The 26,553-nt window shown below is 66.7% G+C and carries 32 protein-coding genes; 15 read left to right on the forward strand and 17 right to left on the reverse strand.

Translation table 11 applies throughout. The features are described 5' to 3' along the window. The first annotated feature begins 6 nt into the window (after window positions 1-6). The gene (gene lnt / locus AC3ANJ_RS08865) at window positions 7-1,539 is read left to right on the forward strand and encodes an apolipoprotein N-acyltransferase (RefSeq protein WP_488319143.1); all 1,533 of its coding nucleotides are present in this window, start codon (window positions 7-9) and stop codon (window positions 1,537-1,539) included. Here lnt and AC3ANJ_RS08870 read toward each other — a convergent pair. From AC3ANJ_RS08870 to AC3ANJ_RS08885, 4 genes are all read right to left on the reverse strand, one after another. Further along, entirely contained in the window at window positions 1,536-1,919 is a 384-nt protein-coding gene (locus AC3ANJ_RS08870) for an RNA polymerase-binding protein RbpA (RefSeq protein WP_406245329.1), read from the reverse strand. The genes lnt and AC3ANJ_RS08870 overlap by 4 nt on opposite strands. 107 nt (window positions 1,920-2,026) lie before the next feature. Further along, complete coding sequence (locus tag AC3ANJ_RS08875) at window positions 2,027-2,800, reverse strand: glycerophosphodiester phosphodiesterase family protein (RefSeq protein WP_488319144.1); 774 nt, start codon at window positions 2,798-2,800, stop codon at window positions 2,027-2,029. Then, complete coding sequence (locus tag AC3ANJ_RS08880) at window positions 2,797-3,717, reverse strand: SPFH domain-containing protein (RefSeq protein WP_406245327.1); 921 nt, start codon at window positions 3,715-3,717, stop codon at window positions 2,797-2,799. Before AC3ANJ_RS08880 ends, AC3ANJ_RS08875 begins: the two co-directional genes overlap by 4 nt. Window positions 3,718-3,725: 8 nt before the next feature. Further along, window positions 3,726-4,199 carry an NfeD family protein gene (locus AC3ANJ_RS08885; protein ID WP_488319145.1) on the reverse strand — a complete coding sequence of 158 codons (474 nt, stop codon included), beginning with the start codon at window positions 4,197-4,199 and terminating at the stop codon, window positions 3,726-3,728. A gap of 115 nt (window positions 4,200-4,314) precedes the next feature. On the opposite strand from AC3ANJ_RS08885, the gene AC3ANJ_RS08890 reads away from it, so the two are divergent. After that, a complete protein-coding gene (locus tag AC3ANJ_RS08890) occupies window positions 4,315-5,079 on the forward strand; it encodes an SDR family oxidoreductase (RefSeq protein ID WP_488319146.1) in 765 nt (254 codons plus the stop codon). A gap of 63 nt (window positions 5,080-5,142) precedes the next feature. Here AC3ANJ_RS08890 and AC3ANJ_RS08895 read toward each other — a convergent pair whose 3' ends face one another. Then, a complete protein-coding gene (locus tag AC3ANJ_RS08895) occupies window positions 5,143-5,736 on the reverse strand; it encodes an HdeD family acid-resistance protein (protein WP_488319147.1) in 594 nt (197 codons plus the stop codon). Window positions 5,737-5,846: 110 nt separating this feature from the next. Here AC3ANJ_RS08895 and AC3ANJ_RS08900 point away from each other — a divergent pair, with 110 nt between their 5' ends. From AC3ANJ_RS08900 to AC3ANJ_RS08915, 4 genes are read left to right on the forward strand one after another with little or no spacing between them, the layout of a single operon-like run. Continuing rightward, entirely contained in the window at window positions 5,847-6,293 is a 447-nt protein-coding gene (locus tag AC3ANJ_RS08900) for a helix-turn-helix transcriptional regulator (RefSeq protein WP_406245323.1), read from the forward strand. A gap of 10 nt (window positions 6,294-6,303) precedes the next feature. Continuing rightward, complete coding sequence (locus AC3ANJ_RS08905) at window positions 6,304-6,711, forward strand: VOC family protein (RefSeq protein WP_406245322.1); 408 nt, start codon at window positions 6,304-6,306, stop codon at window positions 6,709-6,711. A gap of 16 nt (window positions 6,712-6,727) precedes the next feature. Then, window positions 6,728-9,076, forward strand: a complete 2,349-nt coding sequence (locus AC3ANJ_RS08910) for an ATP-binding cassette domain-containing protein (RefSeq protein WP_488319148.1) — start codon at window positions 6,728-6,730, stop codon at window positions 9,074-9,076. Between the two features lie 27 nt (window positions 9,077-9,103). After that, window positions 9,104-9,694 (forward strand): hypothetical protein, encoded by a 591-nt coding sequence (locus tag AC3ANJ_RS08915; RefSeq protein ID WP_488319149.1) that lies wholly within the window; start codon window positions 9,104-9,106, stop codon window positions 9,692-9,694. 3 nt (window positions 9,695-9,697) lie between these two features. Here AC3ANJ_RS08915 and AC3ANJ_RS08920 read toward each other — a convergent pair whose 3' ends face one another. The 3 genes from AC3ANJ_RS08920 to AC3ANJ_RS08930 form a co-directional block, all read right to left on the reverse strand. After that, window positions 9,698-10,330: an HAD family hydrolase gene (locus tag AC3ANJ_RS08920; RefSeq protein ID WP_488319150.1), complete on the reverse strand. Its 633-nt coding sequence runs from the start codon at window positions 10,328-10,330 to the stop codon at window positions 9,698-9,700. Window positions 10,331-10,345: 15 nt separating this feature from the next. Next, window positions 10,346-11,503 carry a class I SAM-dependent methyltransferase gene (locus AC3ANJ_RS08925; RefSeq protein WP_488319151.1) on the reverse strand — a complete coding sequence of 386 codons (1,158 nt, stop codon included), beginning with the start codon at window positions 11,501-11,503 and terminating at the stop codon, window positions 10,346-10,348. Window positions 11,504-11,716: 213 nt separating this feature from the next. Then, window positions 11,717-12,367, reverse strand: a complete 651-nt coding sequence (locus tag AC3ANJ_RS08930; protein WP_488319152.1) for a GNAT family N-acetyltransferase — start codon at window positions 12,365-12,367, stop codon at window positions 11,717-11,719. Window positions 12,368-12,433: 66 nt separating this feature from the next. On the opposite strand from AC3ANJ_RS08930, the gene AC3ANJ_RS08935 reads away from it, so the two are divergent. Together AC3ANJ_RS08935 and AC3ANJ_RS08940 are read left to right on the forward strand one after the other, a co-directional pair. After that, window positions 12,434-13,723 (forward strand): MFS transporter, encoded by a 1,290-nt coding sequence (locus tag AC3ANJ_RS08935; protein ID WP_488319153.1) that lies wholly within the window; start codon window positions 12,434-12,436, stop codon window positions 13,721-13,723. Window positions 13,724-13,732: 9 nt separating this feature from the next. After that, on the forward strand, window positions 13,733-14,245 hold the full coding sequence (locus AC3ANJ_RS08940; RefSeq protein ID WP_488319154.1) for a GNAT family N-acetyltransferase: 513 nt from the start codon (window positions 13,733-13,735) through the stop codon (window positions 14,243-14,245). A gap of 52 nt (window positions 14,246-14,297) precedes the next feature. Here the strand turns inward: AC3ANJ_RS08940 and AC3ANJ_RS08945 are convergent, their stop codons facing one another. After that, on the reverse strand, window positions 14,298-14,831 hold the full coding sequence (locus tag AC3ANJ_RS08945) for a 2'-5' RNA ligase family protein (protein WP_488319155.1): 534 nt from the start codon (window positions 14,829-14,831) through the stop codon (window positions 14,298-14,300). A 94-nt stretch (window positions 14,832-14,925) separates the two neighbouring features. Next, entirely contained in the window at window positions 14,926-15,543 is a 618-nt protein-coding gene (locus AC3ANJ_RS08950; RefSeq protein ID WP_488319156.1) for a TetR/AcrR family transcriptional regulator, read from the reverse strand. A 76-nt stretch (window positions 15,544-15,619) separates the two neighbouring features. On the opposite strand from AC3ANJ_RS08950, the gene AC3ANJ_RS08955 reads away from it, so the two are divergent. From AC3ANJ_RS08955 to AC3ANJ_RS08985, 7 genes are all read left to right on the forward strand, one after another. Next, window positions 15,620-16,003, forward strand: a complete 384-nt coding sequence (locus tag AC3ANJ_RS08955) for a DUF1761 family protein (RefSeq protein WP_488319157.1) — start codon at window positions 15,620-15,622, stop codon at window positions 16,001-16,003. A gap of 19 nt (window positions 16,004-16,022) precedes the next feature. Further along, window positions 16,023-16,307 carry a DUF1905 domain-containing protein gene (locus AC3ANJ_RS08960; protein ID WP_488319158.1) on the forward strand — a complete coding sequence of 95 codons (285 nt, stop codon included), beginning with the start codon at window positions 16,023-16,025 and terminating at the stop codon, window positions 16,305-16,307. A gap of 108 nt (window positions 16,308-16,415) precedes the next feature. After that, window positions 16,416-17,018 carry an AAA family ATPase gene (locus tag AC3ANJ_RS08965; RefSeq protein WP_488319159.1) on the forward strand — a complete coding sequence of 201 codons (603 nt, stop codon included), beginning with the start codon at window positions 16,416-16,418 and terminating at the stop codon, window positions 17,016-17,018. Between the two features lie 27 nt (window positions 17,019-17,045). Continuing rightward, on the forward strand, window positions 17,046-17,537 hold the full coding sequence (locus AC3ANJ_RS08970; RefSeq protein WP_488319160.1) for a GNAT family N-acetyltransferase: 492 nt from the start codon (window positions 17,046-17,048) through the stop codon (window positions 17,535-17,537). Next, a complete protein-coding gene (locus AC3ANJ_RS08975) occupies window positions 17,534-18,079 on the forward strand; it encodes a GNAT family N-acetyltransferase (RefSeq protein WP_488319161.1) in 546 nt (181 codons plus the stop codon). The genes AC3ANJ_RS08970 and AC3ANJ_RS08975 overlap by 4 nt, the downstream gene beginning before the upstream one ends. Window positions 18,080-18,099: 20 nt before the next feature. Next, complete coding sequence (locus tag AC3ANJ_RS08980) at window positions 18,100-19,428, forward strand: MFS transporter (protein WP_488319162.1); 1,329 nt, start codon at window positions 18,100-18,102, stop codon at window positions 19,426-19,428. Beyond that, window positions 19,425-19,838, forward strand: a complete 414-nt coding sequence (locus AC3ANJ_RS08985) for a GNAT family N-acetyltransferase (protein WP_488319163.1) — start codon at window positions 19,425-19,427, stop codon at window positions 19,836-19,838. Before AC3ANJ_RS08980 ends, AC3ANJ_RS08985 begins: the two co-directional genes overlap by 4 nt. A gap of 10 nt (window positions 19,839-19,848) precedes the next feature. Here the strand turns inward: AC3ANJ_RS08985 and AC3ANJ_RS08990 are convergent, their stop codons facing one another. From AC3ANJ_RS08990 to AC3ANJ_RS09020, 7 genes are all read right to left on the reverse strand, one after another. Continuing rightward, window positions 19,849-20,109: a DUF6458 family protein gene (locus tag AC3ANJ_RS08990; protein ID WP_406245301.1), complete on the reverse strand. Its 261-nt coding sequence runs from the start codon at window positions 20,107-20,109 to the stop codon at window positions 19,849-19,851. Between the two features lie 111 nt (window positions 20,110-20,220). Further along, a complete protein-coding gene (locus AC3ANJ_RS08995; RefSeq protein ID WP_488319164.1) occupies window positions 20,221-20,964 on the reverse strand; it encodes a formylglycine-generating enzyme family protein in 744 nt (247 codons plus the stop codon). Further along, entirely contained in the window at window positions 20,961-21,605 is a 645-nt protein-coding gene (gene yczE, locus AC3ANJ_RS09000) for a membrane protein YczE (protein ID WP_488319165.1), read from the reverse strand. Before yczE ends, AC3ANJ_RS08995 begins: the two co-directional genes overlap by 4 nt. Continuing rightward, on the reverse strand, window positions 21,581-22,336 hold the full coding sequence (locus tag AC3ANJ_RS09005) for an SGNH/GDSL hydrolase family protein (RefSeq protein WP_488319166.1): 756 nt from the start codon (window positions 22,334-22,336) through the stop codon (window positions 21,581-21,583). The genes yczE and AC3ANJ_RS09005 overlap by 25 nt, the downstream gene beginning before the upstream one ends. A 31-nt stretch (window positions 22,337-22,367) precedes the next feature. Further along, the gene (locus AC3ANJ_RS09010) at window positions 22,368-23,717 is read right to left on the reverse strand and encodes an MFS transporter (protein WP_488319167.1); all 1,350 of its coding nucleotides are present in this window, start codon (window positions 23,715-23,717) and stop codon (window positions 22,368-22,370) included. A gap of 39 nt (window positions 23,718-23,756) precedes the next feature. Continuing rightward, window positions 23,757-24,785 carry an LLM class flavin-dependent oxidoreductase gene (locus AC3ANJ_RS09015; RefSeq protein ID WP_488319168.1) on the reverse strand — a complete coding sequence of 343 codons (1,029 nt, stop codon included), beginning with the start codon at window positions 24,783-24,785 and terminating at the stop codon, window positions 23,757-23,759. A gap of 71 nt (window positions 24,786-24,856) precedes the next feature. Beyond that, a complete protein-coding gene (locus AC3ANJ_RS09020) occupies window positions 24,857-26,530 on the reverse strand; it encodes a DUF885 domain-containing protein (protein WP_488319169.1) in 1,674 nt (557 codons plus the stop codon). Window positions 26,531-26,553 lie beyond the last annotated feature (23 nt).

Below are 26,553 nucleotides of genomic sequence, written 5' to 3' on the forward strand. Positions count from 1 at the left end.
ACAAGGATGCCCGAGATCACCGCACGCCCGCGCCCGCGCGCGCTCCTGCCTCTGTGGCTCGCTGTGCTCACGGCAGCCGCGGGCGGGTGGCTCATGGACCTGGCCTACCCGGATGTCGCAGCGTGGATCCTCGCCTTTCCGGCGACGGCCCTTCTCCTGATCTCGCTGATCGGTCGGCGCGCCGGTGGCGCATTCCTGGTCGGCCTGGTCCACGGTCTGGTCTTCTACCTGCTGCTCGTGTCATGGACGTCGCGCTACCTGGGCCTGATCCCGTGGTTCGCCCTGGCGGGGGTCGAGGCGGTGCTCACCGCAGTCGCAGTGATCCCGATCACGCTCGCCTACCGGTGGCTGCCACGGGCGTTCCCCGGCGCGTTCGCGCGCCTCATCGCCCTGCCTGCTCTCGTGGCGGCGTTGTGGGTCGGGCGAGAGCTCGTCGTTGGCGCCCTACCGTACAGCGGCTTCCCCTGGGCGCGACTGGGGATGACGCAGTCGACGAGTCCCCTCGCACCCCTGTCCTCCTGGGTGGGCGTGAGCGGACTGAGCTTCCTGATGGTGTTCGCCGTCGCAGTGCTCATCGAGTCGATCCGCCTGCGCCTGTGGCGCCGTCCGGTGCGGTTGCTGATCCCGGCCGTTGCCGTCGCTCTGCTCCTGTTCGTCCCTGCCTTCCCGACCACCGCAGCAGGAAGCCTGCGCATCGGTGCTGTTCAGGGCAACGGCCCGACCGGCTACTTCGACGAACGACCGCCATACTCGATCATCGATGCCCAGACGGACGCCTCCCGACCGCTGTACGGCGAAGACATCGACCTGCTCGTATGGCCGGAGGGCTCGGTCGACAGCGATCCGTTCCAGAATGCGGACCTCGCCCGACGTCTGACCCTGGTGGCGAATCGCGCCGAGGCCCCGCTCCTGGCCAACGCCGCAACGGAGCGCGACGGCGAGTACTTCAACACCTCGATGTTGTGGCTTGAGGACGGCACCGCCGAGCAGACGCACGACAAGCGCCATCCGGTGCCGTTCGGCGAGTACGTCCCTGACCGGGCGTTCTACAACACGATCGTGCCGGATCTGATCGGGCTGCTCCAGCGCGAGTACACACCGGGTACGAATCCGCCGATCATGGACGTCGACGGCGCGATCATCGGACTGGCGATCTGCTTCGACGTGATCTATGACGACGTGATCCGCGAGAGCGTCGGAGACGGCGCCGAAGTGCTGATCCTCCAGACCAACAACGCCGACTTCCGCGGCACCGACGAGAACCTGCAGCAGCTGGCTTTCGCGCGTATGCGGGCTATCGAGACCGGCCGGTCCGTCGTGAACATCTCGACCGTCGGAACGAGCCAGATCATCCGCCCTGACGGGTCGACGGTCGCCTTCCTCAACGCGGATGAGGCCGGAGCGATGCTCGAGGATGTCGAGCTGCGCTCCGGCCTCACGCCGGGGATCGTCTTGGGCCCCTGGGTGCAGCAGCTGCTGCTCTGGGGCGGGCTCGCGGCGCTCCTGATCGGGTGGTGGAGCGCGCGCAGGCGCGGTTAGGCGCCGATCTTCTCGCGGGTCGGGTCTTCCCCTGCGCCACGGCGGGCGCGGAGGAAGGCGAGGCGCTCCTCCAGGAGCTCCTCGAGTTCAGCGCGCGTACGGCGCTCGAGCAGCATGTCCCAGTGCGTACGTGCGGCCTTCTCGTCGCTCGCATCGAGCGTGACGGACTTGCCGTCCACCTGCAGCACCGCGTCGGCGCCGCACGTGCGGCACTCCCACGTCTGCGGCGGTTCTGCATCCGCTGCGAACATCAGGGTCGTGACGTGTCCGCACGCGTCACAGGTATAGGTGGTTTCGCGGCGTTCCATGAACACGACGCCCTCTTCGCTCTGTAGGCTCTGGGCGCCGAGTCGGATGCCGCGCAGGCTGCGATCTGCCATTGTGTGGTCCTCTCGTCGCTCTCAGGTATAACGCTCTGACCTGTGCGCTTCATCCACGGCGCTGATTCCTCGGCGCGATTCACAGTCGAATCCCAGCGGGACATGCTTCAGGTCAGCGAAAGAGCTTTGACGGCGATGTCGGCTCGGTCCGTGACGATGCCGTCGGCCCCTGCCGCGACGAGTCTGCGCATGTCGTCCGGATCGTTCACGGTCCACACGTGCACCTCGACACCTGCGCGTTGCGCGGCGCGGACGAGGGATGGCGTGAACAGGTGGATCGGACCCTGTCGCTCGGGGATCTGCACGGCATCCACATCCCGCAGAACGCGCGCGGGGGAGAGGCGCACCATCGACAGCAGTCGCAGCGCGATGATGGTGCTGCGGCCGGCGGAAGTCGCCGGTCGCATGGCGGCGCCGGCGGCCACGACGGAGTCCACGGAACGCCGCCGTCGCGCATCCGAGAAGCTCGTCAGCAGCACGCGGTGGGCGTGCGGCGCGACGGCCGGCCCGATCGGATCGACCGCGGCGTCCGTCTTGACGTCGATGTTGAACCGGATCTCGGGGAAGCCGGTGAGCGCGTCCGAGACCGTCTGCAGGCCCCCGTGCGGGGCGAGCAGCTCGGCGAGCTCGAACGTGCGCACCTCGTCGACGGGACGCGGATCGCCGAGGAGCCGCTCGAGCGTCTCGTCGTGGAACAGCACCACGTCGCCGTCCGCCGTGACTCGGCAGTCCGTCTCGATGAACTCGGCTCCCGCCGCGTGGGCGGCGGCGAAGGCGGCCGCGGTGTTCTCCCACACAGTCGAGTCCTCGTGGGCCGCTGGTAGGCCGCGATGGGCGAGGACTCGAGGGTGCCGTGATCCGGTGAAGTACGGGTGCGTCACGCGCCCGGGGTGCCGGACGGCGGCCCCTGACGAGGCGTGAACGCGGTGCCGATGCCCTTGAGAGCCTCGGTGAGCTCGCTGGGGATGATCCACAGCTTGCTGGATGGACTCTCGCTGATCTTCGGCAGCATCTGCAGGTACTGGTAGGCGAGCAGCTTGTCGTCCGGCTGGCCCTGGTGGATCGCGGTGAACACGTTCTGGATCGCCTCGGCCTCACCCTGGGCGCGCAGCACGGCAGCCTGCTTGTCGCCTTCAGCCTGCAGGATCGCGGCCTGCCGCTGACCTTCGGCCTCGAGGATCTGGGATTGCTTCGAGCCCTCGGCCGTCAGGATCGCAGCGCGACGGTCGCGCTCGGCACGCATCTGCTTCTCCATGGAGTCCTGGATCGAGATGGGCGGATCGATCGCCTTCAGCTCGACGCGTCCGACGCGGATGCCCCACTTGCCGGTGGCCTCGTCGAGCACGACGCGCAGCTGACCGTTGATGTTGTCGCGGCTGGTGAGCGCCTCTTCGAGGTTGAGACCGCCGACCACGTTTCGCAGTGTCGTGGTGGTCAGCTGCTCGACGGCGCCGAGGTAGTTGGCGATCTCATACGTCGCGGCGCGTGCATCCGTCACCTGGAAGTAGACCACCGTGTCGATCGAGACGACGAGGTTGTCCTCGGTGATGACGGGCTGCGGCGGGAACGACACGACCTGCTCGCGCATGTCGATGAGCGGGCGCAACCGGTCGATGAACGGCACGAGGATGTTCAGTCCAGGCGCGAGAGTCTTGTGATAGCGACCGAGTCGTTCGACGACGCCGGCCGTGGCCTGCGGGATGATGCGGATCGCGCGCGCGACCGTGACCACCACGAAGATGATCACGGCGATCGCGAGGATCCATCCGATCGCGGCCGGGATGAACGAGTCGTCCACTGGGTCTCCTATTCACCTGCGGGGCGTACGACGGCGACGGCGCCGTTGATGGAACTGACGAGAAGCGGCGCACCCTGCGGGATCGGCGCCGCTGTCGCGGTGCGTGCGGTCCAGGTGTCGCCGTTCGCGAGCTTCGCCTGTCCTGTGAGCTGAGTGATGTCGGTGAGGGCGAATCCGCGCAGATCGATCAGCGCTTCGACATTGGACTTGGTCGGATCCTCACCACGACGGAGCCGTTTGAGCAGCGGAGGTCGCAGGAAGAGGATGAACAGAGCCGCGGCGAGAGCCGCCGCGAGCACTTGAACCCAGACAGGGGTCCCGACGAGATCGGTGATGAGCCCTACCGCGCTTCCCAGCGCGAGCATGAGGAAAGTGAAATCGAGCGAGAGCATCTCGATGACGAGGAACGTCGCGATCAGGACGAGCCAACCGATCCAGGCCCACTGATCAACGAGTTCGACGAACGCGTTGAAACCGTCCATGCACCCTCCTTTGCGGTCAACCTATCACGCGGTCGCGACGCGGAAGGAGAGGGGGCGATTGGTAGGCTGGACCGGCCGCGCGAACGCGGTCGCCCTCGTATCTCAAGGAGTCATCGTGCCCGACGTTCTGCCCGCAGGATCCCTCACCGGCAAGGTCGCGCTCGTGACCGGCTCGTCGCGCGGCATCGGTGCCGACACGGTCCGATACTTCGCCGAGGCCGGCGCTGACGTCGTCATCAACTTCCGCAACAAGGCGCCGCGAGCGGAGAAGCTCGCGGCCCAGCTGCGCGAACTCGGACGACGTGCCCTCGTCGTCGGAGCGGACCTCACGGATCCGGCATCCGTCGAGGAGATGTTCGAACAGGTGCGGGCTGAATTCGGGCGCCTCGACATCCTGGTGCTCAACGCGTCGGGCGGCATGGAGTCGGGTATGGCCGAGGACTACGCGCTGCTGCTGAACCGCGACGCGCAGCTGAGCGTCCTGAACACCGCGCTGCCGCTGCTCGGCGATGGGTCGCGCGTCGTCTTCGTGACGAGTCACCAGGCGCACTTCATCCGCACGACCCCCACCATGCCGGAGTACGAGCCGGTCGCTCTGTCCAAGCGCGCAGGTGAGGACGCACTGCGCGAACTCATCCCTGCCCTGTCGGAGAAGGGGATCGGGTTCACGATCGTGTCGGGCGACATGATCGAGGGCACCATCACGGCGACGCTCCTCGAGCGGGCGAATCCGGGTGCTATCTCGGCACGTCGTGAAGATGCCGGAAAGCTCTACAACGTGTCGGAGTTCGCGGCCGAAGTGGCCCAGGCCGCGCTCGATCCGGTGCCGGTGGACAACACGCGCCTCGTGGGCGACACGTCGGGGTTCATCGCCGAATAGGGCACAGACGAGAACGGCCCCTCCCGATCGGGAGGGGCCGTTCTCGTCCGGTCAGGTACCGGCTCAGCCGAGCTCGGTCCGGATGTCGTTCGTGATCTCCTTCTCGTCCTTGCCCAGGGTGATGGCGCGGACGATCTGGATGATGCCGATGACGACGAGCGAGATGCCGAGGATCCACCAGATCACCAGCGCGGCGCCCAGCGGCGAGAAGAGCACGACGATTCCGGCGATGATGCTGATGATGGCGAACGCGATCGTCCAGCCCTTCGAGGCCGCCTGGTTGATCAGCGTCAGCGAGACGATGCCGTCCACGATCCAGCTGACCCCGATGAAGATGACGACGATGACGGCGAGGACAGCCGTTGTCGTGGCGATGTTGGCGAACGCCACGACGCTGGCGACGATGTACAGCAGGCCGAGGGCGATGTACCCGACGCGCGCCCAGCCGCCTGCCTTGCCCGAGAAGATGCCGATCGCGATCGAGGTGAGACCGGCGATGAGCAGGAACAGCGCGAGGATCCAGGTCAGGACTCCGGCGGATTTGCCGGGCCAGACGAGCAGCAGGATGCCGACGATGAGCGAGAGCACGCCCGATACCGCGAGCGCGACACGCAGAGATGTGAATACGGATTTGGCTTCGGAGAGTGCGTCCGACATGAGTTTGCCTTTCTGGGAAGAACCTGTGAAGGTCGCACTCAGCGTAGCGCGCGGCATCCGCACGGGACCGAGGCGCACGCGAGTACCGTCATTCTGGTTCATCCCGTGCAATGATCGGGACAGTGAACGACGCCGCATCCCGAGCACTCCAGGAACTCGCCCTGATGCGCCGGGTCCGAGACCGGATCGACCGCGAGTATGCGCAGCCTCTCGATGTCGAGGCGCTGGCGCGCGGCATCCATATGTCCGCAGGGCACCTGAGCAGGCAGTTCAAACAGGCCTACGGGGAGTCGCCTTACGCCTACCTCATGACGCGACGGATCGAACGGGCGATGGCGCTGCTGCGGCGCGGGGACCTCAGCGTCACGGATGTGTGCTTCGAGGTGGGGTTCTCGTCGCTGGGGACGTTCAGCACGCGATTCTCCGAACTGGTCGGCGTGCCGCCGAGTGCCTATCGAGAGAATCCCGGCCTCGGCCCCGGCATCCCGTCGTGGGTGGAGAAGCAGGCGACGAGACCGATCAGGAATCGAGAAGCGAAGCCGCCTTCCCGCCCGTAGCGTCGAACCCATGAACATCACCATCAACGCGAGTTTCCTGCCCCACACGGATGCCGAGGCATCCCTCTCCTTCTACCGCGACATTCTCGGTTTCGAGGTCCGCAAAGACGTCGGTTACCAGGAGATGCGGTGGATCACGGTCGGTCCGGTCGGCCAGCCGGACACGGCGATCGTGCTCACGCCGCCTGCCGTCGACCCCGGGATCAATGATGAGGAGCGCGCCACGATCCTCGAACTGATGGCCAAGGGCAGCTTCGGCGGTATCGTTCTGGCGACAGACGATGTCGATGAGTCGTTTGCGGCGATCGAGGCCAAGGGCGCCGATGTCGTGCAGGAGCCGATCGACCAGCCCTACGGCATCCGGGACTGCGCCTTCCGCGACCCAGCGGGCAACATGGTGCGTCTGCAGCAGGCTTGAATCAGAGAGGACGACGATGGCGAACATCGCCGATTCACACGACAGCATCCGCGTCGCCGGTGCGCGTGAGAACAACCTGAAGGACGTCAGCGTCGTCCTCCCGAAGCGCAGACTGACGGTGTTCACCGGCGTCTCGGGGTCGGGAAAGAGCTCGCTGGTCTTTGACACGATCGCTGCGGAGTCCCGCCGAATGATCGACGAGACGTACAGCGCGTTCGTGCAGGGGTTCATGCCGTCGGTGCCACGCCCCGACGTCGACGTGCTCGAGGGCCTGACGACGGCGATCATCGTCGACCAGGAGCGGCTGGGAGCGAACCCGCGTTCGACCGTGGGTACCGTGACGGACGCCAACGCGATGCTGCGGATCCTGTTCTCGAAGTTGGGGGAGCCGTACATCGGCGGTCCGACGGCGTTCTCCTTCAACATCCCGACCCAGAAGGCCAGCGGGGTCATGACCGGCCCCGGCGGCGAGAAGAAGATCGTGAAGGATGCGATCTACCTCGGCGGCATGTGTCCGCGTTGCGAGGGCAGAGGAGCGGTGTCGGACCTCGATCTCGCACAGATCGTCGACGAGACGAAGTCACTGGACGAGGGCGCGATCATGGTGCCCGGCTACACGGCGGACGGTTGGATGGTGAAGGGGTTCTCGCAGTCCGGTTTCTACCCGGCCGACAAGCCGATCGCCGACTTCACCGAGAAGCAGCGGCACCTGTTCCTGTACGGGGAGGTGACGAAGGTCAAGATCAGCGGAATCAACATGACCTACGAGGGTCTGATCCCGAAGATCACGAAAGCCATGCTGTCGAAGGATCTCGATGCGCTGCAGCCGCACATCCGCGTCTTCGTGGAGCGGGTGGCGACGTTCAAGGTCTGCCCGGAGTGCGACGGCACACGCCTGACGGAGGGTGCCCGGTCGTCGAAGATCGCCGGCAAGAGCATCGCGGATGCGTGCCGGATGCAGGTCACCGACCTGGCCGACTGGGTGGCGGAGCTCGATCTGCCCGGTGCCGGTCCGCTGCTGGAAGCCCTGCGCGCGAACCTGCACGCCTTCGTCACGCTGGGTCTCGGTTACCTGAGCCTGGAACGCCCCAGCGGCACGCTGAGCGGGGGAGAGGCGCAGCGGATCAAGATGCTCCGGCATCTCGGCTCGTCGCTCACCGACATCACCTACGTGTTCGACGAGCCGACCATCGGTCTGCATCCGCACGACATCCAGAGGATGAATTCGCTGCTGTTCCAGCTGCGCGACAAGGGCAACACCGTTCTCGTCGTGGAGCACAAGCCGGAGACGATCACGATCGCCGACCATGTGGTCGACCTCGGACCCGGCGCCGGCGCGTCCGGAGGCGAGATCTGCTTCGAGGGAACGGTCGAGGGACTTCGTGCGAGCGATACGATCACGGGTCGCCATCTCGACGACCGCGCCACCCTGAAGGATGCCGTGCGCGAGCGCACCGGTGCGATCGAGGTCCGAGGTGCGACCGAGAACAACCTTCAGAACGTCGATGTCGACATCCCGACAGGCGTGCTGACTGTCGTCACCGGCGTAGCGGGATCGGGCAAGAGCTCGCTGATCCACGGATCGGTCACGCCGCGAGAAGGAGTGGTGTCGATCGATCAGAGCGCGATCAAGGGTTCTCGGCGCAGCAACCCGGCGACGTACACAGGGCTGCTCGAACCGATCCGCAAGGCTTTCGCGAAGGCGAACGGCGTCAAGCCGGCGCTGTTCAGCGCGAACTCCGAGGGTGCATGCCCGACCTGCAAGGGATCGGGCGTCATCATCACCGAACTCGGGTTCATGGACACGATCGAGACGCCGTGCGAGGACTGCGGGGGCAAGCGCTTCCAGGCGGCGGTGCTCGAGTACAAGCTCGGCGGCAAGGACATCACCCAGGTGCTGGATCTTCCGGTCGCCGAGGCGCGTGTCTTCTTCTCCGAGGGAGAAGCCAGGATCCCGGCGGCCATGGCCATTCTGGGGCGTCTCGAAGACGTCGGACTCGGTTATCTCTCGCTCGGACAGCCGTTGTCGACGCTGTCGGGCGGTGAGCGTCAGCGCGTCAAGCTCGCGATCCAGATGGGGGAGAAGGGCGACGTGTACGTCCTCGACGAGCCGACGACAGGTCTGCACCTTGCGGACGTCGACACCATTCTCGGTCTCCTGGACCGATTGGTGGATGCTGGGAAGACCGTCATCGTCATCGAACACCATCAGGCGGTCATGGCGCACGCCGATTGGATCATCGACATCGGCCCCGGCGCAGGACACGACGGCGGTCGGGTCGTGTTCGAGGGCACACCCGCCGAGCTCGTCGCGGGGAAGTCGACGGTGACGGGGGAGCACCTGGCCCAGTACGTCGGGGCGTGAGGGCGGTGCTCTGCTAGCTTCGGGGAGATGAATACTCGGGGACGTTTCACGGTCGTCGCCGCAGTCGCGGCGGCGGGACTCGTCACGGGCTGCGCATCGATGCCCGCGGCGGTGCCGACATCCACGGCAGAGATGACCGCATCGCCGACCGCAACTCCGGCGCAGGAAAAGTCAGCGGCGAACACCGACGCTCAGCAGCGCGCAGACGGCTGGCTGGCGGCGACGCCGGTTCCACCGGGCGCGATCGCCGTCGACAAGAGTCCGAGCGAGACATTCGCCGGTCAGTGGCAGGGTTGGGTCTGCACGCCGACCATGACCGTGACGGGATACTGGACGGTCGACGGGATGCTCCCGGGAGAGGCCATGAACTGGATGATCGCGAATCCGACGCCTGGGCTGGTGCTGACCCGCACGGATCCGGTTGCGGTCGACCAGACATACGACGCGGTCTCACTCGGAGCGACACCGGAGGGCGAGAATCTCGAAGGGATCGCTTTCACGTACGTCAACATCCCGAACGGAACAGCGATTCGTGCCGAGGTCGGTGCGATACCGACGGGCGCGATCTGTCCCACGCCTCCGGGCGGCGGGACGTGGGGTCGTCCCGGCGAGGGATGACGGTCATCTCACGAGATCGGGCAGTTCACGGAGCGTGTCGATCCGGTGGGTCGCACCTGAGAAGTCCTGGGCCTGTGTGAAGTCATTGTGCACCACGGCGCAGTCGATCCCGGCGGCGACGGCGGAGCGAAGCCCTCGAGCCGAATCCTCGACGATGAGGGTTTCGGCCTTCGTGGCGCCGAAGCGCTCGAGGGCGGTCAGATAGGGCTCCGGATGGGGCTTCGGCTGTGCATAATCGTCGCGCGCAAGCACGAAATCCATGAACTGGAGGATCCCTCGGTCTGCGTGGATCAGATCGAAGTCCGCTCTCTTCGACGTCGTCACGATCGCCATGCTGACGTGCCGTGCCAACTCGGCGAGGACGTCGTCGACGCCGTCGATCTCTATCGCCTCGGTACGCAGGGAATGCTGGTAGTACTCGTTGCGCAGCAGTTTCAGACGGTCGATCGTCGCCTGGTCGACGCCCGCGAGGGTGGCCTGATGCCAGGTACCGAGGCCCTGTGCCATGTCCTTGAGGTATTGGTCGAGATCGAGCCGCACGCCGACCGACGCCAGGGCACGTTCGCCGGCCCGGTAGTACCAGTATTCGGTGTCGACGAGGACTCCGTCGTTGTCGAACAGGATGTACTTCTTCATGGGAGGATCCACTTGTCAGTCGCGACGCGCGACGATCGTGTACGTGCACGGAACGAGGTTGCGCTCGGCTTCGGGCCACGCGAAGCCACCGGCGACTTCGACCATGCGGGGACTGAAGCGCCAGGGGAGTGTCCGGCCCTCGTCGAAGTGGACCAGGCGAAGACCCGCGCGCAGCAGAGATCCGATGATCTCCGAGATCGGATGCGGCCACTCATAGGTGCGTGCATGCGCAACCCTGCCGTCACCGGCATACGTGGCGTCGTCATCCCACTGCTGCGCACGGCCATCGCCGAAGTACGCGTACCGGGTGGTCAGCGTCGGAGCATTCTCATCGAGCGCGTAGAGAGCTGGGTGGCCGTCGCGGATGAAGAACGTCCCGTCCGGTTTCAGCAGTGCATGGATCTGCTCGGCCCACCGGTCGAGATCGTTCAGCCAGGTGATCGTGCCGATGCTCGTGTAGACGACGTCGAAAGCGCCATCGACGGCGGCACGAGCATCCAGAACGTCTGACTCGACCCATCTGACGGACGCTCCCGCACGCTCGGCGAGACGGTCGGCGGTGCGCAGCGCGGCGGAGGAGAAGTCGACCCCGGTCACAGAGGCGCCGGCACGAGCGAGCGAGATGGTGTCGGTGCCGATATGGCACTGAAGGTGACAGACATCGAGACCTGCGATCGAGTGCCCGTCGAGGAAACTCGTCAAGACCGGGAGATCCTCCCGCACGACGTCGCTGAGGTGTTCAGGATCGTCGAAGCCCTCGAGCCCGTACGCCTGCTCGTGTAGAGCTGCGCGGTCGTCCCAGTTCTCACGATTCGCTGCGCGGGCAGAGACCCAGTCGATCTCGACATCGCCGCCGAACGGGGCGGGCGCCTGCGTCGGCAGCGTCACTGGGAAGAGCTCGGTCCGAGCGATCACCCGGTCGCGCTCGTCCGAGAGCTCAAGACGCTGCGGGTCGGCGAGAAAGCCGTCCAGAGCGGCCTGATCGGGAAACGAGTACAACTGCACTTCGTGGGGATGCTCGGCGCTGCCGTTGCCGAACGCGCGCTGAACGAGTTCCGCGCCGTGGTCGGCGAGCCGTGCGATGACCGCATCCTCGTAGGCGTTCATTTCGCTGACGAGACCAGGACGCGCCCAGAGCAGACAGCACAGAGTCACAGGACTGGTCGAGGGCATGATCCGATTATGCCGGTCCTGGTCCGGTGCACTCGGCGCCGGCCGAGCTGATCTCGACCGTGCCCAGGCGCCCCGTTCGTATTTTCCGATAATGCACATTATGTCAGCTCAAACGGGAGAAGCCGTCCCCCGCGGACGCGGCGATGACCGGTGGTTCGGTACGTATCAAGACATCACCGGCGTCTCTTTCGGGCTGTGGACGATGCAGCCGCGCTACGGTTCCACCCCGAGTTGAGCCAATGCGGCCTCCGCGCCCCGGACGGCGATATCCCAGTCGGGCCTCACGAAGGACGTCTTCTCCAGGCGCACACGTTGCTCGTCGGTGGGCTCGCCGGGCCGCGGCGATACACGCGTGACTCCATTCAGTTCGTAGCCGAGCTTTTGCGAGACGCCCAGAGACGCCATATTCCAGATCGCGGCGCCCGACTCTGCCCACTGCGCACCGAGCGTGTCGAAGGCGAACATCAGAAGCGCAGCCCGCATCTCGGTGCCCAGTCCCCTGCCGTGCACCGACTTCGTCAGCCATGAGCCCGTGCTCACGGTGCGCCGGTTGGCGAAGTCGTATGCAGAGAGATCCTGGGATCCCACCACTCCCCCTTCGAAATGGACGGCGAAGGCTACTGTCCAATGCTTCGGAGTGACCCGATTGCGCAGGCTCCACTGGTACGCCGCGAGATTCCGTGGGAGCTCGCTCGGCTCCGCGTCGGTCCACGGCACGCTGAAGGGCGTGCGATCCGGCTCGTGCACGCCATCGAGTGCGGCCTGGACGAGTTGGGGAAGATCTGCATCCCTGACCGGCCGCAGCTTCAGTCGCGGCGTCGATATCTCCAGTCCGAACAGCGGCCAGATCTCTTCCAGTTCCATGCTGGGACACTATCCCGGCGGAAGCGATGCCGCGGGCATGTGACGCCCGCTCAGTAGTCTGAAGACATGCCAGACGCAGACGATGACGCCCTTCCGGCGGCGCCTCGACGCGAGATTCTGACGAATCCGGCATTCGCGTACTTCTGGAGCGCCACGACGATCCGCTCGTTCGGCGGAGCGATCGCGGGCGTCGCATTCCAGGTCCTCATCATCACAGTATTGAATGCGACACCCGTTCAGATCAGCGTGCTGAGCGCACTCGGTGTCGTCCCGTATCTCTTTCTCGGGCTGATCGTCGGGGCCCTCATGGATCGCTGGCGTCGCCAGCGCACGCTCGTGCTCACCAGCATCGGGCGTGCTGTGGTCCTGGGCGTCGTGCCGATCCTGCTGATCACGGACACACTCACGTTCTGGACGCTTGCGGCTGTGATCCTCGCGCTCGGAGTGCTGACGCTCTTCGCCGACTCCGCTGCGCAACCGCTGCTGCCGTGTATCGTCCCGCGGGACTCACTCGTGTCGGCGAACGCGCGCCTCGGACAGAGCACGACGGTCGCCGGAACGGCTGGGCCGGCGCTCGGCGGATTGCTGCTCAACCTCGTCGGCGCGCCGATCGTGTTCATCTTCGAGACCGTGATCAACGCTGTTGCCGCGGTGCTGCAACAGCGGATCCGGGTCGACGAGTCGAAGGTCGCCAAGCGCGCCGCGGGTCGCCATATCGGGCACGACATCGCCGAAGGCATGCGGTACACGTACCAGCATCCGACCCTTCGCCCACTCGCCTTCTCGGTGCACGTGTGGTTCCTCGGGAACAGCATCGTGACCACGGTGTTCGCGGTCTACGTGCTGCGCGAACTGGTTCTGCCCGCGTGGGCATTCGGCATCGCCCTCGCGGCGGGCGGCGTCGGCGGGTTCGCCGGCGCACTGATCGCACCACGCGTCGGCGCGCTTCTCGGCGCTGGTCGCGCGATTCTGCTCGGGCGAGCACTCGTCGTCGTGCCGTGGGCCATCCTCGCCGCGGCTCCGCTCACCGCGGACAGCGGCGTCGGCATCCTTCTCGTGGTCGTGGCAACGGCCCAGTTCCTGTACGGACTCGCAATGGGCATCGAGGACACGAACGACATCGCCTATCGACAGGCGGTTGCTCCCGACGAGATCCAAGGCCGAATGAACGCGACCATCCGCACGATCAACCGGGTCGTGTTCTTCTTCGGGGCTCTTCTCACCGGTGTGCTGATGGTGTGGCTCGGGTACCAATGGACGCTCGGCATCGGGGCGGTCATCTTCCTGATCGCGACGTTGGTCGTCGCGTTCTCGCCGCTGCGGACGGCACGACACGAGGATGCCGCGACGCGATAGCTTCGGTGGATGACCGACTCCCCCGCGCACGTACGGCTTGCGCGATCGACGGACGCACAAGGCATCGCCGACGTCCATATTCAGTCGTGGCGCGAGACGTACTCGGGACTCATCCCTGATCGATTGATGGACGCGGAAGCCTTGGCAGAGCGGGGTCGGATGTGGACGTCGATCCTCGCGCTCGATCCGCTCCCCGGAAGGATCGCGGTAGCCGAGCGAGACGGGCGCGTCGTCGGCTTCGCATTCGCGGGCCCGGCTACGCATCCGGATGCTTCGAAGGGCATGGTGCCTGCGCGCGACTGGCACCTCTATTCGATCTATCTCTTGTCCGGTGAACAGGGAACCGGCGTCGGGCGCTCACTCCTGGACATGGTTGCAGAAGATCGGCCTGCGCAGCTCTGGGTTCTGAGGGAGAACGAGCGCGCTCGAGCGTTCTACGAGAAGCAGGGATTCGTGGCGGACGGCGCTGAGTTCGTGGACTCTGATCTCGACGGAATCGTCGAGATCAGGATGGTGCGCTGAGCGACGCTCGGTTCAGGCGAGAGGATGCCGGGGCTGATCGTCTGTGAGTCGGCTACCTTGTTGCGATCGCCGACTCTCCGAGTGGAATCGTGTGCTGCCTCGCCCATCGCCCGTCGGCCTGCTCCGCGAATACGGCCAGCGCCTGAGCGGTCGCGTACACCGGTAGCAGCGCCTGCGCGGCATGCTCTGCTGATCTCAGCGCCGCTCTGTCGCTGCTTGCGCCGAGGGTGAGGTGCGGAACGGTCACGTCGTGAGCGCCACCGTACGGACGCAGCATCGGGAACGCTGTCTCGACATCTTCGATGAGAGCCCGACATGAACTCGCGGGCTCTGGTGAGAGCCAAAGAACGCCTTCACCGAACCACTGCGTGTCCGTGAGTGCGAAGTCGAAGGCGGGGTGATGGGCGGCGATGATCGACAGCTGAGCGACAACATCGGAGTCGAGTTCGTCCAGTGCCACGAAGGGAAACAGAACGGTCACGTGTGGCGGCATGCCCAGAGCCCCATCCTTGGTCAACTCGCGGCGCCACGAGCCAGCGATCGGCTCCGCATCGGGAACCTCGATGACGACGGCCGTTCGACTCACGGAATCGAGACTAGAGCGCCTGCCTCGGGAATCCACGTGTCATCGGGCAACCGCTCCACTGGTTCAACAGACCAGCTGCTCAGGCGCCCTGCGCTCACGCGCCGTAGCGGGCCATGAACAGGTCGACGGCACCCGTGATGCTCGGCGTGTCGCCGGCGTCTCCCCCGAGCATACGCGCGTTCAAAGGTGCTCCGATCACCAGCCACGTGAACTGCTCGGCGGCCTCATCGGCATCCTCGATGCGCAGACGGCCGGCCTCGGCGATCTCCTTCAGCGCCGCCGCCAGGTTGTGGATGTTGCGCTGCCAGCTCTGTTCGAGGTAGCCCTCTGCGACTTCGGGGTGGGCAGCGGCTTCAGCTGTGACCAGCATCCGCATCGCCATCACAGGCGGACTCAGGATGCCTTTGCGCATCGTCGCTGCGAGTTCGAGGAGTCCGGAGCGCACGTCCGCACTCCCCCGCAGTTCGGCCAGAGCCGGGCGCATCGCGTCACGACCGGCGGCGGCCCAGTTCTCGACGACCGCGGCGTACAACTCGCTCTTGGACGCATGCTCTCGATACAGCGACGCCTTCGAGATCCTCGCGCGCTTGGCGATCTCCTCCATCGAGGTCCCGGAGTATCCCTTCTCGAGGAACACATCACGCGCGACTGCCAGCAGGCTCTCGCCGGTGAGACCGGTCGGGCGTCCCCGAGTTCGCAGTTCAGATGCCATGGCTCCACTTTAGTACTTGACGGTTCTAAATGACGAATGTAGATTGAGTACCGAACAGTACTAAAGGAGGTTGCACATGGTCGTCATCGGTATCACCATCGCCACGGTGGTCTCGTTCCTCGCCTCAGCCGTGCTCTACGCGGTGCCCCCTGTTTCGGCGCTGGTCACGCGCAGCAGCACGCCGCGACCGGGGCTCAGCACTGCCGTCCAGATCGGATCCGTGGTCCTGCGCAGCCTGCTCGCCTCGTGTCTCGTGGCTGGCGTGATGCTGGCGGCCGGCTGGCACGGCGCCGGGGCTGGTGCGCTGCTGGGACTCGGCCTGTCGGTCCTGCCGCTGATCCTCCTGATGGGAGGTGTCGTGCACGAGAACACCGCACTCCCGGTAGCGGGCATCCACCTGCTGGACTGGGTCATCAAGCTCGCGATCATCGGAGCGATCGTCGGAAACTTCGTCCAGTGAACGAGAAAGGACCACTGACATGAGCACTCCCACTCCCCTCGACATCACCTTCACGGCCACACTGGGAAAGGTGCGCGAAGGCGACACCTGGACGTGCGTCCAACTTCCCGAATCCGCCAGCATCTTCGGCACACGTGGACTCGTGAAGGTCGCCGGCACAGTGGACGGCGAGCCGTTCCGCGGTGCCTTCATCGCGCTCGGTGACGGGACTCACAAGCTGCCGATCGCGGCATCCATCAGAAAGCGGATCGAACGCACGGATGGCGACGACGTCACCGTCCACCTCACAGAGCGCCTCAACTGACCGCGACGTTCATCGCGAGCGACGCTGCCTGTTGGCCGACCCGTGGGTGAACACGCCAGAAGGGCGACTCGCCGTTGATCCGGATCAGCGCGCTCTAAGCTGATCCCCGTGTTGATCTGGATCAACGGCGCCTTCGGCTCGGGTAAGACGCATACGGCGTTCGAGCTGAAGCGCCGACTCGATGGCTCGCACGTCGCGGATCCCGAGTTGGCGGGGTTCGCCTTCCACCGGATGATTCCGCCCGCCGAGCGCGGCGATTTCCAGGACCTGCCGCAGTGGCGATCCTCGGTCGTCGAGACTCTGGTGCACGCGGATGCGTCCCACCCGAACCCCGTGCTGGTGCCCATGACGATCGTGCGCGATGACTACTTCGACGAGATCATCGGCGGGCTGCGCGACCGCGGCGTGGACGTGCGGCACTATGCCCTGATCGCCAGTCCGGAGACGCTCCGCAAGCGCCTGAGCACGCGCATCGCGTTCGTGGCATCGGGACTGCATCGCGAGACCTGGGCGATGGAGCAGATTCCCCGGTGCGTCGCCGCGCTCGCGACTCGCCGTTACGCCACCCACGTCGCGACTGATGATCGAACGACGGATGAGGTCGTCGAGTGGATCGCTCGGGATGCCGGACTCACGCTGACGCAGCCGCGCCTGCCACCATGGCGCTATCAGCTGCGACGATTCCGCGTCGGCATCCAGCACATTCGATGATCCGCATTGCTGAGTTCGGAGGTTGACGTGACGAGCAGAACGGATGCGGCGCCGATCGAAGTCCGCCCGGCGCACGACGACGAGCTCGAGCGAGTTGTGCGACTGCGTTGGCTGTGGACCGTGAACGATCGCGGCGAACGACCGGCCATGACCGAAGCGGAATATGTCTCCGCGGCGGCGGACTGGGCTCGTCAGCATGCGGCATCCCACGTCGCCTTCGTCGCCGTAGCCGATGCCGAGATCGTCGGCATGGCCTGGCTCGCGCTCGCACCACGCGTCCCTACCACGCGCAGTCTCGATCGCCTGTCCGGCGACCTGCAGTCCTGTTACGTGCTGCCGTCCTTCCGCAACCGCGGAGTCGGCGGACGCCTGGTCCATGCCGTCCTCGATGCCGCACGGGAGCGGGGAGCTGAGCACGTGACCGTGCACGCCTCCCCTGATTCCATCGCGATGTACGAACGCAATGGTTTCGAGCCGCATGCGCGTCTGCTCTTCGCAGACATGGCGAACATCACATGACCGGCGTCCGGATCTCGACCTGGGACAGCAGCGATGAGCAGCTCGACCGTGCCGCCGACCTCTACGCCCGGACCTTCGCCGAGGCGCCGTACGACGAGGATGCCGAGGCAAGCCGTGCGTCTTTCACGGAGCGCATCCGGCGCTATGCCGCATCCAGGCCGCACTTCCGGATGCTGCTGGCCTCGGAGGGTGCGGACGCTGCGGGACTCGCCCTCGGGACGGGCATCGCCGCCGGCGACTGGTGGCGCGATCGGGTCGCACCGCTCCTCGACGAGGGCACGCGCGACCGATGGCTCGGGGTGTCCTGCTACAGCGTGATGGAGCTCGCCGTCGACAGGAAGCATCGCCGGTCCGGCGTCGCCTCGGCACTGATGGACGCGTTGCTCGCCGACCTGCCGTACTCGACGGCCGTGCTCAGCCGGTACGCCGATGCGGACTCCGCAGGGCGCTTCTACGCCGCGCAGGGATGGCACGAGATCGCGACCGGGATCCGCATCGGCGACTCCCCTGCGCTCTGCGTGCTCGCACGGGATCTGCGCTGACCGAGGAGTAGCGTAGAGGGGTGCAGTCAGCCCCCGTCTCCCCCGCGACAACGCCGGGATGGCGGGCGTGGCTGATCTGGTCGGTCGGAGTCGCCGCGTACACGCTGGCGATCACGAACCGCACATCGCTCGGCGCCGTCGGCGTCGATGCGGCCGAGCGGTTCCAGGCGGATGCCTCGACGCTGTCGCTGTTCGCCGTCGTGCAGCTCGCGGTGTACGGCGGCATGCAGATCCCGATCGGCATCCTGCTCGACAAGTACGGCTCTCGTCCCATCATCACTATCGGGATGGTGCTGATGGCGGCCGGGCAACTCGTCATGGCGATCTCCCCCAGCATCGGCATCGCCCTCATCGCGCGTATCCTCCTGGGTGCCGGCGACGCGGCCGTGTTCCCCGCCGTGCTCCGGTTGGTGGCGACCTGGTTCCCCGCGCAACGGGGCCCCGTGATGGTGCAGTTCACCGGCCTCGTCGGGCAGACGGGCCAATTGGTCGCGCTCATCCCGCTCGCCGCGCTGCTGCACGCCACCAGCTGGACGATCACGTTCGGCAGCATCGCGGGCCTCGGCATCCTGTTCGCGATCCTCGTCTTCGCCGTGATCCGCAACCATCCTCCGGAGCGCGACGCAGACGTGAGCGTGAACACCGACACCGGTGTCGTGCGCGTGGTGACGAGTGCGATCGACACGGGCGTCGGAATCCGCGCCGCCTGGGCGCACCCCGGGACACGCCTGGCGTTCTGGTCGCACTTCACCACGCCCTTCGCCGGCACGGCATTCGTGATCCTGTGGGGCATGCCTTTCCTCACCTCGGGCGAAGGCCTGTCGACCGCCCAAGCTGCAACGATCATCTCGGTATATGTCGTTGCGGGAATGCTTCTGGGGCCACTGATCGGCGACCTCTCACGGCGGATCCCGAACTACCGTTCGGTGGCACTCGTGCTCCCCGCCGTCACGATTCAGATGATCGCCTGGCTCGTCGTGATCGCATGGCCGGGCACCGCGCCGCTCTGGCTTCTCTACGTGCTGGCTGTCGCTCTGGCCACCGGAGGCCCGGCATCCATGATCGCGTTCGACCACGCCCGTACCCACAACCCGTCGCACCGGCTCAGCACCGCCACGGGCGTGACGAACGCCGGCGGCTTCATCGCCGCCCTGATCGCGATCTTCCTCATCGGGCTCGCGCTCGACCTCCAGGGCGCCGGCACTCCAGATACATATTCGCTGGATGCCTTCCGCATCGCGTTCCTCGCTCAGGTACCGCTGTGGCTGCTGGGAGCCGCATTCATCATCATCGAGCGGAAGCGCACGCGCATCCGCATCGGACTCGACCCGGAACGGAGACGCACGTGACCTTCACCTTCGCGCAGGACGACGCCCGCATCGATCGCGTCAGGGTGCACGCCTGGTTGAGTGAGCAGTCGTACTGGGCCGCTGGTCGCCCTCGTACGACTCAGGATGCGGCGATCGACGCGTCCCGCAATTACGGCGTGTGGGATGACGAGACCGGCGCACAGGTCGCCTACGCCCGAGTCGTGACGGACCGGGTGACGTTCGCGTGGCTGTGCGACGTGTTCGTCGACGATGCTGTGCGCGGTCGCGGTGCCGGCAAGATGCTCGTCGAGGGTGTGGTCGACGACCTGAGGCCGTTCGGAATCACACGGATCCTCCTCGCGACCGCAGACGCGCACGGTCTGTACGCGCAATACGGCTTCGAGAATCCCGACGACCCGAGGCGCTACATGGTGCGCGCAATGCCCTGATCAGCGGGGATCAGAGGGTGCCAGGGTCGTCCGCACGTGTCGTGCGCCGGGACACCTGCTCCCCCGCGGCCGGGTCGACCTCGCTGCGCGTCACGACGTCGGTGCGACGGCGCTTCGCCATCAGGATCAGTCCGACGATGAACAGGACGGCGCCGGCGCCCATCAGGATGTAGCCGATCATGTCGAGATCCGCCCATTCGACCTCGACGTTGACCGCGAATGCGAGGATCGCGCCGATCACGAACAGCACGACTCCGGTTCCGATGCTCATGAGAACTCCTTCCGGGACCTGGGGTCCGGTGGCGGCGCAGGAGCGCCTGGGGTTCTCACCCTGCGGGCTCGGCTGGTTTCCTGCCAGGGGGTTGACACGGGGCACCGACCCTCAGCGCCGCGGCGTCCACCCCACGGGTCGAGCACCGTCGACGAATGCCCGTTCTCGATCCGCGCGCGCTGACCACCCCTGCGCGGCATCCACGGCGTCGAAGCCACCGCGGGCCAGACGCATGCCGACATCGGCATGATGCATTCGCGGCGCTCCCCCTCGGCGAACGGACGCTCTGACGCTCCACGCATCATCGTCGAACCCGCCGCCGCGGAAAACCCGATAGTCGTCATAGCGCGCCGGGTCGAGCAGATCCCAGCACCACTCCCAGACGTTGCCGAGAGTGTCGAACAGCCCATTCAGATTCGGCAGCTTGCCTCCGACGTCCTGCGGATGCCGAAGGCCGTCGGCGCTCGTCCACGCGACTTCGGCGAGCGGACCGTAGTGCGGGCCCGTCGAGCCGGCACGACAGGCGTGTTCCCATTCGGCTTCTGTGGGCAGACGATATCCGTCGGTGTCGACGTGCCAGGTGACGACCTCGCCGTCGAAGGAGTACGCCGGGTCCAGGCCCTCCCACTCGGATGCCGCGTTGCAGAACCGTACCGCCCGCAACCAACTCAGATCGGCCGCCGGCCGCCGAGGATGCTGGGAGGCGATCCCGAGGACTTCGGCGAACTGCTCTTCCGTCACGGCGAACACGCCGAGCTCGAACGTTTCGAGTGCGACGTCGCGTCGCTCTTGTCTACGCGCATCGTGCAGTGTGACGGTTCCGGAAGGAATCCGCGCGAGTTCGAAGTCGGTCATGCCGTCGCCGCGTCACGTGCCGGGACGCGGATCGCGAAGATCCGCATGAAGTGCTGGCACAAGGGGCCCACCAGCAGCGCGAACGCCAGAGTTCCGAACCCGACGTTCCCACCCAGCAGCCAGCCGATCAGCACCACCGTCACCTCGATCGCGGTCCGCACGATCCAGATCCGCCAGCCGGTGACCCGATGCAAGCCGGTCATCAGGCCGTCGCGGGGGCCTGGGCCGAAGTGCGTCCCGATGTAGAGCCCGGTCGCGGCCGAGAGCAGGACGAGACCGATGATGAAGAAGCAGATGCGCAGCCAGAGGTCCTGGCCCGTCGGGATCAGCGCCAGTCCGATGTCGGCAGCCGGCCCGACCAGCAGCGCGTTCAGGAGCGTGCCGACGCCCGGCTTCTGACGAAGCGGAATCCACAGCAGAAGCACCACGACGCTGGTGAGGATGGTGATGACGCCGAAGCTCAGCGGAACGTGATTCGCGATCCCCTGCGTCAGGACGTCCCAGGGCGCGGCGCCGATCTCGCCGCGCACGATGAAGGCGATGCCGATGCCGTACAGGAACAGGCCGACGAGCAGCTGGGTGATGCGGCGCGGCAGCAGCCGGCTCCGCGCCGTCGTCACTGCGGCACCAGTTCGACCCATGTCGGATGCTTGGGCTCGCGCCCGTCGCCCGACGAGGTCCGGGTGACGCGCCGCTTCACCCAGGGCCCGACATGCTGGCGGTAGTAGGCGAATCCGCTCGGCCCGGCCGGCGGGTACGCCGTCGGCGACCACCATGCGGCGGGCGGTTCGAAGCCGAGACCATGCAGAACCCGCGCGGCGACCCGATGGTGTCCTGCCGCGTTCATGTGCAGCCGATCTTCGGACCAGTACGGAGGCGTCGACAGCTCCTTGTCCGGCCAGTTCAGCGCCCGGATGACGTCGGGTCGATCCGCGATGCGGCGGATCACGGCATCCGACAACTCGTCACCCCTGCGTTGCACGAGCGAGCCCATCGGCAACTGCCCGGAGGGGTTCGCACCCGACAGGAGGATCAGCGTGACGCCTTCTTCATCGCACCGTCGCAGCACCCGCGAGAAGGCATCGGCGATGTGCTCGACGTCGGTTCGGGGGCGCAGCATGTCGTTGCCGCCGCCGTTGAAAGACAGGTGCGTCGGTCGGAGCGCCAGGGCAGGCTCCAGCTGCTGCTCGACGATCGGCCAGGCCAGCTTCCCGCGGATGGCGAGATTCGCGTACTCGATCGGGTGACCGGCGACATCCGCCCAGCCCTGTGCGGCGATGTCCGCCCACCCGCGCACTCGGCCATCCGGAAGGTCGTCGCCGACGCCCTCGGTGAACGAATCTCCGATCGCCACGAATCTCACTGCACTCACGCTCTCCAGCCTATTGCTCGGAGAGACCTGCTCAGCGATCGTCGAGCGCCTGTCCCCTGCGGTCGACCAGGCCCCAGACGGCGACGGCCGCCACGACGAAGACCGCGGCGAAGACGACGAACAGCAGCGGAGCGCCACCGGCGGCCAGCAGCACGGGGACGAGCAGCGGCGCGATGATCGATGCGATCCGGCCGACGCCTGCCGCCCACCCGGTGCCGGTGCCCCGCAACGACGTCGGATAGATCTCTGGGGTCACGGCGTAGAGCGCGCCCCACGCGCCGAGGTTGAAGAACGACAACGCCATTCCCGTAGCGATGATCGCGGTCTCGCCCGTCGCTGTGCCGAACAGGACGGCCGAGACCGCCGAGCCGGCCAGGAACACGGACAGGGTGAGGCGCCGGCCCCAGACCTCGATCAACCATGCCGCGACGGCGTAACCGGGCAACTGGGCGAGCGTGATGAGCAGCGTGAAGCCGAAGGAGCGCACCAGGTCGTACCCGGCGTCCACGAGGATGCTGGGAATCCAGATGAAGGCCCCGTAATAGGCGAAGTTGACGCAGAACCAGACCAGCCAGATGCAGATCGTCCGCACGCGGAACTCGGGATGCCACAGGGTGCTCAGGCGAGTTCGCGTCGTGACGGCGAGAGCACGGGACGGCGGCTCCTTGCGGATCGCCGGTTCCGTGATGATTCCGGCATCCGTCTCGAAGGCCGTGACGATCCGTTCCGCCTCCGCGATGCGGCCGCGCCCGGCCAGCCACCGCGGGGACTCGGGTAGAGCCCACCGGACGACGATGGCGTACGCGGCCGGCACAGCGCCGAGCGCGAATGCCCACCGCCATCCGTCCTCGGATGCCGGGATCACGAAGTATCCGATCAGGGCTGCCGCGGTCCAGCCGACCGCCCAGAAGGCCTCGAGGATGACGATCAGCCGGCCACGGATGCGGGCCGGCGCGAACTCGCTCACGTAGGTCGATGCGACGGGAAGCTCAGCCCCGAGGCCGAGGCCGACGAAGAACCGCAGGACGAGCAGCGCCGCGACTCCCCCGACCAGCGCACTGGCACCCGTGGCGATGCCGTAGATCAGCAGCGTCAACGCGAAGACCTGTCGGCGACCGAGCCTGTCAGCGAGCAGACCACCCAGGCTCGCCCCGATCGCCATGCCGATGAAGCCGACCGAGGCGATCCATCCCGTCTCGGTCTTGGTCAGCTCCCACTGCTGCGCGAGAACGGCGATGATGAACGAGATGAGGCCGACGTCCATGGCGTCGAGCGCCCAGCCCACCCCGGAGCCGGTCAGGACCTTCAGGTGCCGACGTGTGAACGGGAGGTCGTCGAGCCGACCGGCGAGGGAGGCACGGCTCGGCAGAGTATCAGCCATGACCCTCATCGTAGAGCCGCGCCGGGCCCGCATCGCGCATCAACCGGCGAGCAGCTCGCGAACCCGCGGGATCACCTCGGTGCCGTACAGTTCGATGCTCTGCATCATCTGCTCGTGTGCGAGGGTGCCTGTGGCGTACTTCAGATCGAAGCGGCCGAGCCCGAGGGTGCGCACGGTCTCGGCGATCTTCTGGGCGACGCGCTCCGGAGAACCGGAGTAGATCGCTCCTGCGGAGCCGACGTCGTTCTGGAAGCGCGCCCGGCTGTAGGGCGGCCAGCCGCGCTCCGCGCCGATCGTGTTGTTCATCGCCTCGAAGCCCTCGTACGCGGCATCCCAGGCTTCCTCGTCCGTGCGGGCGATGTGCCCTGGCGAGTGCACTGAGACCGGGTGCGAGGCGGTGCCGAAACTCGCCACCGAGCGGTGGTACAGCTCGACGAAGGGCGCGAAGCGGGCAGCCGGCCCGCCGATGATGGCGAGCATGAGGCCCAGCCCGTGGCGGGCGACTCGGACGACGGATTCGGGGCTGCCCCCGACGCCGACCCAGGTGCGCAGTCCGCGCTCGGTCTTCGGGAAGACGTCGGCGCCCTCAAGGGCCGGCCGCATCGTGCCGGACCAGGTGACCGGCTTCTCCTTCAGAAGTTCGACGAACAGCTCGAGCTTCTCTTCGAAGAGCGCGTCGTAGTCGCGCAGGTCGAACCCGAACAACGGGAACGACTCGATGAAGGATCCGCGCCCGAGGACGACCTCTGCACGCCCGTTCGAGACGGCGTCCAAGGTCGCGAAGCGCTCGTACACGCGCACGGGGTCGTCGGAGGACAGGACGGTGACCGCCGTGCCGAGCCGGATGCGCTCGGTGCGCGAAGCGATCGCTGCCAGCACCATCTCCGGGGATGAGACAGCGAACTCTGCTCTGTGGTGCTCCCCCACGCCGAAGAAGTCGACGCCGACGCGGTCGGCCAGCTCCGCCTGTTCGACGATGTTGCGGATCGTCTGCGCGGCCGAGAGCAGATCCCCGTTCGTGTCGCGTGTGATGTCGCCGAAGGTGTCCAGCCCGAACTCGATGTCCATGTCAACCCTTTCCTATTCAGGTGAATGAACCATGGTGGTCGCCGTGGCATTCCCCGACGACCACCTGACGCTCAGCGCAGCAGAGCCGTCCGCAGAGTATCGAGGCCGACACCGCCCATGTCGAGCGCGCGCTTGTGGAAGTCCTTGACGTCGAAGGCGTCGCCCTGGCTGGCCCGGTAGGCATCGCGCACCTGCTCCCAGATGCGCTGACCGACCTTGTAGGACGGCGCCTGCCCCGGCCAGCCGAGGTAGCGGTTGACCTCGAACTGCACGAACTCGTCGGACATGTTCACGTTCTTGCGCATGAAGTCGAGCGCGTACTCGGCATCCCAGACGCCCTGGCCGTCGAGGCGCGGCTTCTTCAGGTGCACGCCGATGTCCAGCACGACGCGGGCGGCGCGCATGCGCTGTCCGTCCAGCATCCCGAGCCTGTCGGCGGGGTCGTCGAGATAGCCCAGCTGCTGCATGAGCCGCTCGGCGTACAGGGCCCAGCCCTCGGCGTGGCCGGAGGTGCCGGCCAGGAGGCGTCGCCAGGAGTTCAGCTCCGTGCGGTTGTACACCGCCTGGGCGATCTGCAGGTGGTGACCGGGGACGCCTTCGTGGTAGACCGTGGTGAGTTCGCGCCAGGTGTCGAACTCGGTCACACCCTCCGGAACCGACCACCACATGCGCCCTGGGCGGGAGAAGTCGTCCGTCGGTCCGGTGTAGTAGATCCCACCCTCCTGAGTCGGAGCGATCATGCACTCGAGCGTGCGGATCTCCTGGGGGATGTCGAAATGCGTGGCGCCCAGCTCGGCGACCGCCCGGTCGCTCGTCTCCTGCATCCAGCGCTGCAGCGCCTCCGTGCCGTGGAGCTTGCGCGCCGGATCGGCCTCGAGATGTGCGACGGCCTCCTCCACCGTCGATCCGGGGAGGATCTCGTTCGCGATCGCGGTCTGCTCTGCGACCATGCGCCGCAACTCTTCGATGCCCCACTCATAGGTCTCGTCGAGATCGATCGCGGCGCCGAGGAAACGGCGCGAGTTGAGCGCGTACAGCTCGCGACCGACGGCATCCTCGTCGCCTGCCGCGTCGGCGAGACTCGTGGCGAGGAACGAACGGAGCTCGTCGTACGCGACCCTGGCCGCAGACGCATTGTCGGCGAGAGTCCGTGCGAGAGACGCGGGCAGTTCGCCCTCGTCGGGCGTCGCCTCGGCGACGAACGCGGCGAAGAAGCCGTCGTCGGCCGTGTATCGCTCGATCTGCTTGGCCACCTCGACGGCCTGGCGCCGCGCAGGGGTCACGCCTCGGGCGATGCCCTCGCGCAGCGTCGCGGTGTAGCCGCGCAGCGCGGTCGGGATCGCGGCCAGGCGCGTGGCGATCACGTCCCAGTCGTCGGAGGATGCCGTGGGCATCAGGTCGAACACCGATCGGATGTCCTGCGGCGCCGATGCGATGACGTTGAGATCCCGCAGATGCCACTGGGCATCGTGCAGCTCGAGCTCGAGACGCAGTTCGCTGCCGAGATCGGCCTTGGTGACTTCGTCGACGGCATCGGCGGGCTGCAGCGCGTCGAGCTTCGCCAGCGTGCGGCGGACCTCGGATGCGTAGTGGTCCTGGCCCTCTGGGCTCAGATCTGCGTAGCGGTCGTTCGCCTCATTGCGTCCGATGTAAGTGCCGAGCGTCGGCGCGAGGAGGGTGAGATCGTCGACCCATTCCTCGGCGACCTGATCGATCGCGGTGGGTGTGCGCGGAGTTGTGGTCATCCGCCCAGCGTACTGCGCACCCC

The sequence above is a fragment of the Microbacterium sp. STRO-1N genome (genome assembly GCF_057748015.1).